Consider the following 14,336-nt stretch of genomic DNA (forward strand, 5'->3'; position numbering starts at 1 on the left):
GATATTGATTTGTTGGTATTGAGAAACGAAAACGAAACAGGAAACCAACTGAAAACAAAAATCAGAAAGATTTCCAAATGCGTTTCAGACGTACTTCCCGTTATTGATATTCGGACAGCAAAACAATTCGTTTTACCGGACTTATGTCATGCTGATGATTGGAGTTTGGTATAATACTTGTAAATGTACCCCCAAAATATAAATCATGAGCGGTAGTATTTTTGAAATTATTTAACAATATATCAGTAAGTTAAGTGTGTTGTTGTGAAATAGTTTGTTTTCAAAATATTTTTAGTGTACTTTTGTGCCACACAAAACAAAGGTGATACCTTTTTCGGGGTGTAGCGTAGCCCGGTATCGCGCCACATTTGGGATGTGGAGGTCGTAGGTTCGAATCCTGCCACCCCGACTAAAAAGCTCTAACGAAAGTTAGAGCTTTTATTGTTTCTAGGCAGGACGAGAACCTGCGACCGCTTAGGTTGCCATGGGGTTCGATCCGAAGGAGGCTCAGGGTTAGTGTTTGGGCCAAGTGGGACTGAGCCAATCCTGCCACCCCGACTAAAGAGCTCTAACGAAAGTTAGGGCTCTTATTGTTTCTAGGCAGGACGAGAACCTGCGACCGCTTAGGTTGCCATGGGGTTCGATCCGAAGGAGGCTCAGGGTAGTGTTTGGGCCATGTGTGGCTGAGCCAATCCTGCCACCCCGACTAAAAAGCTCTAACGAAAGTTAGGGCTTTTATTGTTTCTAGGCAGGACGAGAACCTGCGACCGCTTAGGTTGCCATGGGGTTCGATCCGTCGGAGGCTCAGGGGTGTGCATGGGAACTGTGGCCAAGTGGGACTGAGCCAATCCTGCCACCCCGACTAAAAAGCTCTAACGAAAGTTAGGGCTTTTATTGTTTCTAGGCAGGACGAGAACCTGCGACCGCTTAGGTTGCCATGGGGTTCGATCCGAAGGAGGCTCAGCCAATCCTGCCACCCCGACTAAGAGCGCTAACGAAAGTTGGGGCTAAAGAGATTTCCGGATGATAACTTGAGTAGGATTGCGTTCGTTTAAAGTTTTCTTTTGAAGTATAGCTTCTGCCGCCGCCTTTCCCATCGCCCAAAAATCAGTAGATATGACCGTAATGCCCCCTTCAAGGATCTCTTTGACGTCAGTGTCATTGTAGGAAATAAGACCTATATCCTCCCCCAATGTAAACCCATGTTTCTTTGCCAATTTAATTAAGGATACATCATCGGAATCATAGCGGCTAAAGGTGATAAAGGCGGTGTACTGCTCAAATTTTGTCTCATCTACTTCTGGTAGAATGTCATAATTGATTCCCGATTCCTTACAGTAACGGACGAATCCATTGATAACATGTTGGGCATGTAAGGCTTCTGGATGTGCTATAAGTATAATTCTTTGATATTTTTTGATATTGTGCTGCAGTAGCGTAAGACTATTATAAATATCGAATTCATAATCCTGATAAATAGCCGTATAATCTCCTGAGAGCCCAAGTTGATTATAGTCGATGATAATCCGCTTATTTGGTGGTATGAGGTTGATGATGGGGGCGGGATCATCTTTCAAAAATGTAACAATGACAAAATGCGTATAGTTGTTGATGTTTTCGGTAATAATATTACGGAATACATTAAAGTTGTGATGGTGAAAGTAGACATCGATCGCCGCTGCACCTTTAGTTTCAGTTAATAACGATTGATAGATCTGTTCACGCATGGTATTCATTTTGTCGAGAAGAAGCAGGATACGGTAAGAATGTTGTACCTGTTTTTTCTTGACATAATATCCTTTCCGATAAACAGACTCAATTACCCCCTTTTCGAGTAGATAGTTAAGACCTTTCAAAACCGTTTCTTTGCTCATGCCGAGCTGATCCTGCAATTGATTTAATGAAGGGATGCGGTCTCCGATATGTAAATCATCCTTTTCGATCAATGTATGGATGTGATCGACCAATTGAAGATACTTCATTCGGGAGCCGTTGCCTGTTTCGCTTGTAATGGACATGTGATGAATAGTGATTTACGATAATAGAGTCAAACTTAGATAAACTTGCTTTTATATGCAAGTTTTGGTGTATCCTAATCCAGAGGTAGGTTTAACTATTTTCTCTCCTTTTAAGACGATCTCTAAAAAAAATAACATCTTTTTTCACTTTTTTTTTGCAACGGCAAAGATAATTTATACTTTTATAAAAGCAAACCAGTCTAGACCAGACTAGATTGCAAAAAATAACTAATTATAAATACGACTATGATGCTATTTAATTTAAGGGTTGCCCTGCTCTTGGGTACTCTTTTTCTCTCCTACTTTGCTTTTGGTCAACAGTCCTCGACTGTGAAGGGTGGAGTATTCAATACGGAAGGAAATCCTTTAGTTGGGGTTACGGTTTCAAATCAAAATAAATCTAAGACAACGACCACAGATTCGCTCGGCAACTTTTCAATAACTGTAATTTCACCTAATGAGCCACTGCTATTTTCAATGGTGGGTTATGTTGCTGTAAAGAAAACAGCAGCATTGGGCCAGTTTATGCAGGTCAAATTACTGCAAGATACGCGCATGCTGGATGATGTTGTCGTTATCGGTTATGGTACGACCACTAAACGTGATCTGACCGGAGCGGTAGGTCAGGCTAATCTAACAGATATGCGCAAAGCCCCCGTAGCCAACTTTGAGGAGGCCTTAGCTGGTCGGGTAGCTGGCGTTAAGGTGAGTTCAAATGATGGACAACCGGGTGCGGAACTCAGTATCGTTATTCGGGGTAATAATTCCGTCACCCAAGATAATTCCCCACTATATGTGGTTGATGGATTTCCCGTCGAAACATCTGTTGGCAACACCATTAATCCCGAAGAGATTGAATCTCTGGAAGTATTAAAGGATGCTTCTGCGACAGCGATTTACGGAGCCAGGGGAGCAAACGGGGTTGTCCTCATAACAACCAAGAAAGGTAAGGTTGGAACTCCGGTTATTAACTACAACGGCTGGGTAGGACTCAATCAGATCATCAAAACGCAGGAGCTGCTAAATCCTTATGAATTTGTGAAATATCAATTGGAACAGAATCCCACCCTCTATACAGATATTTATCTAAAGGATGGTAAGACTCTGGAAGATTACCGCGGCATGGAGGGTATCAATTGGCAGGACAAAGTTTTTAGAAATGCAGTTACCCATAATCATTCTATAGCTATACGTGGTGGTACCGATCGTACACGATATGCCGTTTCCGGATCATTATTAAATCAGGATGGGATCATACTAAACAGTGGGTTTAATAAATATCAAGGAAGAATTGTGCTGGATCAGACCATAAACAAGAAATTAAAAGTAGGGTTGAATTTAAACTATACAGCCTATAAGCGATATGGTACCGTAGTGTCAGAGTCTCAGCCTAGTCCGACAGCGAGTCTGATGTATGGAATATGGGGATTTAGGCCAATCACCGGAAATCCACTTACAGATGCCTCGCTGATAGATGATCTTTTTGACCCGGATATGGATCCTAGCTTAGGTACTGATTTGCGAATCAATCCCTATCTAGCCGTGCAGAATGAATATAATCCACTGTTCAGTGCAAATCTCGTGGCCAATGGCTATTTCGAATATAAATTGGCAGATGAGTTGACGTTTAGGGCGACTGGTGGTTATACACGTATAAACCAGCGACGGGAAGTGTTCTTTAACTCAAAATCCAGAGCAGGACATCCATTTTCAAACAATAAAGTAAATGGTTCTATTTGGAACAATGAGATCACAAATCTATTGAATGAGAATACGCTGTCTTATGACAAGAAATTTAAAGGTGGGCATAGGCTAAAGGCTGTAGTCGGGTTTACAGTGCAAGATATTCGAAACTATACCAACGGTTTTACATCTATTTTGGTACCTAATGAAACATTGGGTATCAAAGGGTTGGACGAAGGGCAGATTACGATGGCGCCGGTTACGGACGCTTCCAGCGGACTGATTTCCTATCTAGGGCGGCTTGATTATAATTATCGCTCAAAGTATTTGCTGACATTGTCTTTCAGAAGTGACGGCTCCTCCAAATTTCCAAAATCAAACAGATGGGCTTATTTCCCTTCGGGATCTTTTGCATGGCGATTGAAAGAAGAGAATTTCATGAAGCCGATAAAGATCATCAGTGATGCAAAGTTGCGAGTTGGAATAGGTTCAACCGGAAATAATCGCGTATCAGAATATGCTTCATTGACTGCCTTGCAGATGAATCCAGCCTCAGGCTACAGTGTGGGCAACAGCGCCGGTCAGGGAATGGTACCGACGAATCTTGGAAATCCAAACTTAAAATGGGAGACCACCGTTCAAACCAATGTTGGCCTCGACCTATCCATACTCAAGAATAGAGTGTCACTTACTACAGACTATTATCACAAAGAGACGCGTGACCTATTATTGAATGCGACCTTGGCTCCCAGTATGGGATTCCTTACCGGATTCAAAAATATCGGTCGGGTATCTAACAGCGGAATCGAATTTACATTGGAGACCAAAAACGTACAAACGCCCAATTTCTCCTGGAATTCGAGCTTCAATATCGCATTTAACAAAAACAAGGTCCTTGAACTCAACGAAGGGGAGCCGAGTTTGGCTACACGCGTTACCTGGGGTAATTTCAATAATGCCTATCCTTATATAGCAATACCCGGACAGCCGATCGCTTTATTTTATGGCTATCTTTTCGATGGTGTATACCAATACGCAGATTTTGATCTGGCCAACGGGAATTATCTACTTAAAGCAGGTCAGCCTAATAATGGTACCCCCAGAACAAATATTAAACCGGGCGATATCCGTTTCAAGGATATCAATGGTGACGGACAGGTAGATAATTATGACCTCACAATAATAGGTAATCCAAATCCAAAACATATTGGCGGATTCAACAACAACTTTAATTATAAAAACTTCGATCTGAATGTCTTTTTACAATGGAGTTATGGAGGAGACATCTTAAACGCCAATCGCATTGAGTTTGAAGGTGGGGATCCTGTTGCGCGTGGTTTTCTGAATATGTTTGCATCTTTTGCCGATCGCTGGACGCCAGAAAACCAGACCAATGCACTCTATCGTGTCGGAGGCCAGGGGCCAGCTGTTTATTCTTCCAGAACGATTGAGGATGGATCCTATTTGCGACTAAAGACCTTGTCTTTAGGATATACATTCAGTACTGATCAGCTCCGAAGATTACGAATGAAATCCATACGACTCTATGTGGCTGCACAAAATCTAGTTACATGGACAAAATATTCAGGGCTCGATCCCGAAGTGAGCACCCGTCCTGGAGCATTGACCCCTTCATTTGACTGGTCGGCTTATCCGCGTCCTCGTACGATGACCGTAGGACTTGACATTAATTTTTAAACTAACCTTTGATCAAGATGAAACGCATTTTTATTTTTTCCATATGTATCGCTTGTCTAACCAGTTCATGTTCCAAATTGCTGGATAAAGAACCTGACTTTGTGACCACTGAAAACTATTTTCGAAATGAAAGCGAATTGATGAACAGCCTCAATGGCGTTTACAACAGACTCATCGATACCTATGGGCGCATGTATAGTCGAGGGCTTTTCAGTTATTTTGTCGTGAGTGACGAAGCCTATTTCAAGAATATATCAATCAACAATATTCGAGTGATGGTCATGGACGCTGCTGATCTGGACATTACTAGATTGTGGGAGACTTTATACGAAGGGATAAATCGGACAAATTTATTATTGGAAAATGTCGATCGCGTAGAGATGGATGGCACCAAGAGAAACGCCATCAAGGGCGAAGCACTCTTTATGCGTGGATACTACTATTATCTCTTGACCGATTTCTTTGGAAAAGTACCTTTAAAACTGTCCTCTACGCAATCACCCAACGACCCTTATCCCGCTCAGGCTACACTGCCCGCTTTGTATGCACAAATTGTGAAAGATATGCAAGAAGCAGAAAATTTGGTCCACGAAAGCGGTGTCGTAGCCAACGAAAGAGTGTCCAAAACAGCCGTTCAGGCCGTACTGGCCCGTGTGTTCTTAAAAATGGCCGGACAGCCTCTTAATGACCGGTCTCGTTATCAGGATGTTATCGAATATACGGATAAAGTAATTGCTTCAGGGAAACATCTGCTCAATCCCAATTATAAGCAAATATTTATCAACCATTCACAAGATATCAACGAACCGAAGGAATGCCTTTGGGAAGTTGGCATGTTTGGAAATAAGATCGGCAACATCGATCAGGCTGGTATGGTTGGTATCGAGAACGGTATAGAATGTCCCGATGAACGTATTGGGTTTTCAGGCGGAGCAATGCGGGTTACAGCCAAATTATACGATCTATTTGGTCAGAAAGATACAATGCGGCGCGATTGGAGTATCAGCCCCTATCGATTTGTTACTACTGCAGGGGTTACGCAAAAGCAATATTATAGCACAGCTCAGCTTTACGAACGAAACCCCGGAAAATGGAGACGGGAATATGAGGCCGGTACTAAAGTGAGGAGTGCCAATTCGACCAATTTTCCAATTATAAGGTATAGCGATGTCTTGCTGATGAAAGCGGAAGCAGAAAATGAGGTCAATGAATCCCCCACAATAGCAGCCTACGAAGCACTTAATCAAGTTCGTAGGAGAGCTTTTGGTAAGGCATTAAATGAGGTCAATGGAGCTAGTGATGCGCCGATCGGAATGGATAAACTAGCCTTTTTAGACTACATACGCGACGAGCGCCTGCGTGAATTTTGTTTCGAAGGTACCCGTAAGCATGATCTGATTCGTTGGGGCATTTACGTGCCCATTATGAATGCCTTGGGACGTGAAATTTCGGTCAATGCACCCGCTGCACACCGATATGGCGGTAATGCTGGCCTGAATACGACAGAGAGAAACGTGCTGTTTCCCATACCAAACACAGAAATAACCATTAATAAACAGATTATTCAAAATCCGGGTTGGTAAATCTGGTGGATCATAAAATAAATAGATGAAGATGAAAATAGTGTTAATATATCTCATGCTGGCCATTTTGTGCGTCAGTTGCATGAAAGAAGATATCGCCAGTGCCGATATGGAGGTCAGGACAGATGCCGCTAGTTACAAGGTTGGCGACACCGTTGTCTTCCGATTTGAGGGTGCTCCAGACAATATTGTATTTTATTCTGGAGAGAACGGACACAACTATGAACTGAAGGATCGTCTTTATGCGGATAACGATTTACAGGTGGATTTCAAAACACTTGTCCAATGGGGTGTTATTTATGACAACCTAAAATTATTGGTTTCCAATGATTTTACCGGAATATACACAAAAGAAGAGATCGACAAAGCCACGTGGACCGATATTTCCGAAAAAGCTACTTTCTCCACTGGGCAAGACAATACACCTTCTGGAATCGTAAGCCTGAAATCATATCTCAGTCCAGTTGATACGGCATCACTTTATCTGGCATTCCGATACACAGACGCTCAAAAGGCCCAACAAAATAGATGGGTCGTTCGCAGTTTTAATGCGGTAAAAGTATCACCTGAGGGCGTGCAGACTAATGTTGCCACGATATCCAATGCGGGCTGGAATGCCGTAAGTTTTCTAAATGACAGTAAGGTATGGACCATTTCCGCAACACAGCTATTGATGCATGGCGGTGTTGCATCCGATACCGACAATGATGATTGGGTGATTACCAAAGGCTTTAAAGTAAGGGAGTCCATCGCGGACAAAGGCGTAGCACTAAAAAACATCAGCTCAAACCTGCGGGAATACAAATATGTATACAAAACTCCCGGAGTCTATAAAGCCGTGTTTGAAACCTCCTCCGTGTGGTACAGTGGCCGCAAAGAAGGGTACGCCGAAGTAACAATTAATATCCAGCCATGATAGATATGCAGCTGTTAACTAGAAGATACGGTCATTGCGACGGAGTATGGAGGACGATGATAATACTGCCATTGCTTTGCTTTGCGAGTGTTTTCGCACAAAGCGGGGCTGATGTGAGCTTGAAAAATAGTAAGCTACAACTGATCTGGAGTCGCGATAAAAATGGTTATCATCTTCAGTCCGTTACCCTAAACGATGGCCTGGGGCAAAAGGAGCATTTAACGATGGCTGCACAGCAGCGAACGATCCTTTACGCAAAAAATAAGCCGCTGGACAGATCTACAATTGTTTATGATCATGCTGGGAAGCTTATTCACTTCCCCGATTCTCAATATCGCTATGTGATTCCAGTGTGGTCACAGAGTTTGTCACCTGTGAGCCTGAATACTGCAGGTGAAATATGGCACTATCAACCGACTGCAGTGACTTCAACTTCACCCTCGGGGCTGAGATTTCAATACGAAAACGAAAAAATTGCCCTGTCAGAAGAATGGAACCTTGATCCGGATCAAATGCATGATATCCGTGTAAAGATAACTTTAAGGGCGAAAGAAAACGGTTATTATTCCTTGTCCACGCCATCACTGGCGATTGCCGATCGCCAGCAGTTTCAGTGGGCGGTGATTCCGGGATTATTTCAAGGAGCGGCGCTCAATCCTGACTTTGTGGATGCCTACGCTTACGGACACGGTATCCCGGATCGTCCGGTCATCGTCCGCGAACGTACTGTCTCCACCTTAGCTTCGCTATTGACCACGCAATCTGGAGTGACCTTAGCAACCGTGGCCGAACCGGGAACAGCAAGGGACCCTTGGTCAAAAGATGCAAAGACACATTCAGACTGGAAGCTCGGATTGTCATTGATGAACCGAAATAAGGAGCTAACACCGACACTCTATCACCCGGTTCTAGGTGAGGAGGGGTCCTATTTGAAAGAAGGACAAGAGATAACATTTTCTTTTCGCTATACAATTCAGAGAACTTCTTGGTATAATGTACTGGGGCATGTGATAAAAGATGTTTATAAGTTTAGTGATTTTTTAAAACTGAAAGAAACAAATCGCTCCTTAACGGATCGTCTTTACGCGATGTATGATTATGTCATTGCCGATAGCACCTCCAAGTGGCGGACAGCAAACTATAAGAATGCAGTAATCGGAGCCCAGGATTATCTGGGGGGAGTATACGGGTCTGAGAAAGATGCCATGAAAAACTCCGATTACGGTGCCATGTGGATGCTGGCTACGCTGACCGGAGATAACAAACTGAAGCAACAGCGACTACCGGCAGCCTTAAACTTCAAGTTGCAACAACAGCAACAGCAACCGGGATTCTTTTATGGATCAGCCGCAGGACAGTATTTCCTATATCGCGGTCAACGGTTTACCGAAGAATGGGGGCCCTATAGCGAACCCATTGGTACCAGCTATTACATGTTGATGGATATCGGTAATATATTACTTTTTGAGCCAGATCGCTCTGATCTTAAGCAAGCGTTACGCAAAGCCGCAGATTGGTTGTTGTCCAAAATGCATCCCGATGGGCATTGGGAGGTTGCCTATGATAATAAGACCGGTAGCGCCATGTTTGAGGATGTATCCGATCTCCGGCCAACATTTTATGGACTATTGGTTGCGCATCAGTTGTTAAAGGACGAAAAATATAGAGAAGGAGCAATCAAAGCCGCAAACTGGTTTGTCAGACACGCAGTGGAAAAAGGATGGTTCCTGGGAGTTTGTGGCGATACGCGATTTGCACCTGATTTTGCAACGGCACAGTCTATACAGGCCCTCCTCGATATGTATACATTGACCGGCGATCTACGCTATCAGACAGCAGCCTCTCAGGTCGCCAGATATTATACAACATCAATCTATACACACCCCATCCCCACTCGGGAGGTTAAGCATGTGAATGGTATCGATCGTCAGGATTGGGAGATTAGTCAAGTAGGGTTGGGATTTGAACATGGCGGTATTATGGGGTCTGCAAATCATCATGGTCCTATTTTGCTGTCGAGTCATGCGGGGCTGTTTGTAAGACTGTATGCACAGACGAAAGACAGCTTATTGTTGAATATGGCAAGAGCCGCTGTCTGGGGACGGGATGCATTTGTGGATGCAAATACCGGGGTTGCTTCTTACTACTGGGATGCGATGAATAAAGGGGCAGGGCCATTTCCGCATCATGCCTGGTGGCAATTGGGATGGATTACCGATTATCTGCTCTCCGAAGTAACGGTTCGTTCCAATGGTAACATCTCCTTTCCGAGTGGATTTATAACACCTAAAGTAGGGCCACATCGCAGCTATGGTTTTGAAAAAGGGAGCATATTCGGCAAGCCTGTTAATCTGAAAATGAAAAAAGGGCTTATCAGCCTTGATAATGCACATATAGACTACATTCTTGCTACCAACAGCGACAATAAAGAACTCTATGTTGTTTTGCTGAACAATAGCGTGAATCCACAACAGGTTGGGCTGAAATTAGATGCAGGCCAATCCCGGGATCTTTTTGAACTAATTCATAAGGAGGCCTATCTTCTCAATTCCGACGGGACGGATGAGATGCGGATGGCAGCATCCTCAGACTGGAAAATTTCCCTGCCGGCAACAGGGCTAAAAATAATGAAAATCAGTTATCAATAACCATTTAAACAACCAATAACATGAATAGCAACATGAAACAGAAAAAAAAATACTGGATTATATCCATATTCTTTGGAATGATGTTTACGGTCTTAAGTTGTACTGGAGTCGAAAAGAGTTTACAGGCAAATGAAACGCAGGTAGAAAATAAGCTTGCACGAATGGCATCTGCAGCCGGACAGTTAGATTCACCCATGGTGAAAAGTCTGGCTTATCAGGTGATCGTCAACAACGATACCCTGGACGTATGGCAAGAAACCTGTTATGATCTGGCTGAAAATGGGGGGCAAACCGATGTACATACCGCTTTATTTACGTATGTGCCAGGTACTCAGGTCAAGATTATTTGCAGCAGTTCTTTCTCAAATTTTACGCTGTCGCCCAAAAGGTTGGATATACCGGTTACCAAGAACGGAAATGAATTGACGTTTACCATCCCGGAGTACTACAATTATGCATTGGCTATCCCAGGTCGTGCACCCTTACTTTTGTTTGGATCTCCGAATTATAGCGCCTATAAACAGGGGGCAGTTGTTTTTGCCAAGGGAATCCATCATGGTGTAAATGGAGTTTTTAAACTTGAATCCAATAAAACCTATTATTTAGAAGAAGGGGCGATTCTCAGGGGAAAAGTATTGATAGAAAACGTATCCAATGTCAAATTGATCGGTCGGGGCTATATTGATGATCGCACCGCTCCTGTAGCGGGAAATTTTGTTAAGGTCTACCGTAGTCAGCATGTGGAACTTCGGGGATTTGGCGTCCGGCATGCGGCTTTAGGCTGGCAAGTAGATATGGTCAATTCGTCTAATGTCGATGTGTCCCATCTCAACCTGTTGAGCTTTGGGCAGAACAATGACGGCTTGGATTTGGGCTCAGGATGTCAAGATGTGCATTTCTCCCATTGTTTTATCGGATCAGGAGATGATGGTTTTGGTTGGCACGCAACAAATGCAGCTGCAGATGGTGAAACACCGCTTTTAAATTGTCATGCCCACGACTGCATGATCTGGAAAAACCAGGTAGGCGTGGGTATCCGCATAGGATCTTCCTTGGAAACCAGTAGTGTCGAACAGCTCACCTTTAAAGATATTGATATCGCCAAAATGGCCTGGGGTGGTCATTCGGTAGCGATCCCACATTCTGACTGGGCGGATGTTAAGAATATCACGTTTGAGGGCATCCGTGATGAGACCTCTGGAAATACCCGATTTGTACTGATGTATATTAAGCAAAATGCAAACTCAAATCCTGTTTATAGGCCCGGGACTATTTCTGATATTCGATTTATTGATTGCGTCAGCAGTGCGACGGCGGCAATTTTCGAGGGCTATGACGCCGATCACATGATTAAGGATGTGACTTTCAAAAACGTAAAAGTCGGGGGTAGGGATATGTTGCAGTCTGATATCGTAGCGAATTCCTTTACCTCGAATATCACCGTCGTGAATTGATGTTCAACTAAATTATGATCACTTAAATCAACGAGATGCGTACCTATCAATCAGTTATAACTTTCCTATTGGTTTTTTTAATAATGACCGATCTGAGGGCGCAGAATAGTGTGGAGCTCAACAAGATTGCAGCCTCACAAGGTGCCGCTTCGCAACTGTTATTTTCTGTGGATCTGGCGAAAGAAGAACTTATTGCGCCTGGTGATTTTAAGCGTGATGATGAGTGCGTCGTGCGTGGTGGTATGCCTAATTTTTTTGCCAAGGTCAGCAAGGGGCAGGATGTAACAGTAGCATTCATCGGTGGAAGCCTGACACAAGCCAATTATTGTTACCGGATGCAGATTTCAGCTTACTTGCAGGCACGCTACCCATCCACCAGATTCAAGTGGGTCAATGCTGGCGTATCCGGAACAGGCACGGACTTGGGATCTTTTAGAATCAGGGAGCAGGTTTTATCACAGAATCCCGATCTGGTCATCATTGATTTTGCAGTCAATGGCGCCTATGCTGCAGGCATGGAAGGTATGGTCAGGCAGATTATCCAACATGATCAGCATACCGATATCTGTTTAATCTATGCCATCTTGGCTGCGCAGACCAAGGTATATAATAATGGAAAGATACCGCCACATATTGAAGCTTTGGAAGCATTGGCCGATCATTACAGTATTCCTACAATACATTTGGGAATGGAGATTGCGCGCTTGGAATCTCAGGATAAGTTGTTGTGGAAGGGAGAGGTAGATTCTGCAGGAGATCGTATTTTATTTTCTACGGACGGAATCCACCCGCTGAAAGCCGGTGGTGATCTTTACGCTGCAGCCATTGCCCGCGGGATTGAGAAGATGAAAGGACATTCACAAATGGAGATACATCCATTGCCCCAGCCGCTGATATCTGATGAGTGGGATATCGCAGGGATGTACATACCCACCGATCTTGCTGATTTTGATGTTAAATGGACCGCGTTTCCTACAGAAGGATCTAAATTAAGGGCCTTCAATGGATGGTTTGACAGCTTGATGGTAGCTGATGAAAAAGGCGCGCGCTTTTCATTCACTTTTGAAGGTGATCTATTTGGCCTGTTTGACATAGGTGGGCCAGAGGTGGGGCAGCTTGAAGTATGGGTAGATGGTCATCAGATAGGGCTCCATAAATCGCCGTCCGGGGGATTTCAACCTTATCAAATGACGGCAGAGAATCACGACAATATCCTGTTGAATCGATTTAACGCATACTGTAATAACCGATATCGAGGTCAATATGATGTGATCAAGGTACCCAAAGGAAAGCATGAAGTCAGTTTTCGTATATCGCCATTGAGAGCGGATAAAAAGATGATATTGGGTCCGTCCCAACAAGAAGATATTGACCGGCATCCTGCGAAATACGATTCATCCAAGATTTATTTAGGACGGATACTGTTACGTGGCAAACCAATTTTAAAGACTACTGGAAAAGAAAATGGATGAGACGACCGAAGGCCGCGTGAACCGAGTGTACCAAACGATTGAGCTTACGAAAACCTTAAAAACCAATTTAATGAGTAAACGATGAATATCATAGAAAATAAATACTTATGAAGAGTGCCTTGGTTAAAGAATAATTGATGAACAAATAATTTAAACGGATGAAAATAACTCAGCTACTAAAGCGATTAAACTGCCTGTTACTCTGTTTGGGTATGACATACACTTATGCCCAATCTGTATTGACGCAACAGCAGAAATGGGAGCAAAAGATACAACGTTACGAACGTCTGGATGCGCAAAATCCACCGCCCAAAAACGTCATTCTTTTTGTTGGTAGTTCGACTATCGAAAATTGGAAAACGTTAACGGATGATTTCGCAGGGCAGGCTGTACTGAATAGAGGAGTATCCGGCACCAAGACAGTGGATCTTTATACCTATAGAGAACGGTTGATTACGCCATACGATGCAAAGCAGATTTTTATTTATGAAGGCGACAATGATATTGGACTTCGTTGGTCGACAGACCGCATTGTTGAACAGTTCGCTGCTTTATTTGGTGCAATAAGAAAGTCGAAACCGCATGCCGAAATAATCTATATATCCATCAAGCCCTCACCACGCCGATTGAAAGATAAAATACAGATCGAAGAGGTTAATGCTAGAATTAAACAATTTATGGAGCAGCAGCCCAATACCGGATATGCTGATGTGTATGCCCCGATGCTGGATGCCAGTGGGGATTTAATACCAGCATATTATCGCGCGGACGGACTGCACCTCACTGCCGAGGGATACCACATCTGGAAAGATGTGATATCCAAATTTATAAAATAGGTGGATGTACCCAGGAATAATTAAATAA

At 43.5% G+C, this 14,336-nt stretch carries 8 protein-coding genes and 1 tRNA gene; 8 read left to right on the forward strand and 1 reads right to left on the reverse strand.

All coding sequences use genetic code 11. The features are described 5' to 3' along the window. Positions 1 to 335: 335 nt before the first annotated feature. Positions 336 to 409, forward strand: a tRNA-Pro gene (locus DCO56_RS26870). A gap of 598 nt (positions 410 to 1,007) precedes the next feature. Here the strand turns inward: DCO56_RS26870 and DCO56_RS26875 are convergent. After that, complete coding sequence (locus tag DCO56_RS26875; RefSeq protein ID WP_219929463.1) at positions 1,008 to 2,018, reverse strand: GntR family transcriptional regulator; 1,011 nt, start codon at positions 2,016 to 2,018, stop codon at positions 1,008 to 1,010. A 246-nt stretch (positions 2,019 to 2,264) separates the two neighbouring features. On the opposite strand from DCO56_RS26875, the gene DCO56_RS26880 reads away from it, so the two are divergent. The 7 genes from DCO56_RS26880 to DCO56_RS26910 all read left to right on the forward strand — a co-directional run bounded on the left by DCO56_RS26880 (position 2,265) and on the right by DCO56_RS26910 (position 14,308). Next, positions 2,265 to 5,399, forward strand: a complete 3,135-nt coding sequence (locus DCO56_RS26880) for a SusC/RagA family TonB-linked outer membrane protein (RefSeq protein WP_245935925.1) — start codon at positions 2,265 to 2,267, stop codon at positions 5,397 to 5,399. A gap of 17 nt (positions 5,400 to 5,416) precedes the next feature. Further along, complete coding sequence (locus DCO56_RS26885; RefSeq protein WP_108636770.1) at positions 5,417 to 6,982, forward strand: RagB/SusD family nutrient uptake outer membrane protein; 1,566 nt, start codon at positions 5,417 to 5,419, stop codon at positions 6,980 to 6,982. Between the two features lie 31 nt (positions 6,983 to 7,013). Further along, the gene (locus DCO56_RS26890; RefSeq protein WP_181390688.1) at positions 7,014 to 7,898 is read left to right on the forward strand and encodes a DUF5017 domain-containing protein; all 885 of its coding nucleotides are present in this window, start codon (positions 7,014 to 7,016) and stop codon (positions 7,896 to 7,898) included. Beyond that, positions 7,895 to 10,546, forward strand: coding sequence for a YyaL domain-containing protein (locus DCO56_RS26895; protein WP_245935926.1), 2,652 nt, complete (start codon positions 7,895 to 7,897; stop codon positions 10,544 to 10,546). Before DCO56_RS26890 ends, DCO56_RS26895 begins: the two co-directional genes overlap by 4 nt. Before the next feature lie 32 nt (positions 10,547 to 10,578). Then, the gene (locus DCO56_RS26900) at positions 10,579 to 12,000 is read left to right on the forward strand and encodes a glycoside hydrolase family protein (protein ID WP_108636773.1); all 1,422 of its coding nucleotides are present in this window, start codon (positions 10,579 to 10,581) and stop codon (positions 11,998 to 12,000) included. Positions 12,001 to 12,083: 83 nt separating this feature from the next. Further along, positions 12,084 to 13,472 carry an SGNH/GDSL hydrolase family protein gene (locus DCO56_RS26905; protein WP_181390689.1) on the forward strand — a complete coding sequence of 463 codons (1,389 nt, stop codon included), beginning with the start codon at positions 12,084 to 12,086 and terminating at the stop codon, positions 13,470 to 13,472. A gap of 158 nt (positions 13,473 to 13,630) precedes the next feature. Continuing rightward, positions 13,631 to 14,308, forward strand: a complete 678-nt coding sequence (locus DCO56_RS26910; protein ID WP_108636775.1) for a GDSL-type esterase/lipase family protein — start codon at positions 13,631 to 13,633, stop codon at positions 14,306 to 14,308. The last annotated feature ends 28 nt before the right edge of the window (positions 14,309 to 14,336 follow it).

The sequence above is a fragment of the Sphingobacterium athyrii genome, assembly GCF_003071065.1.
GTDB lineage: Bacteria > Bacteroidota > Bacteroidia > Sphingobacteriales > Sphingobacteriaceae > Sphingobacterium > Sphingobacterium athyrii.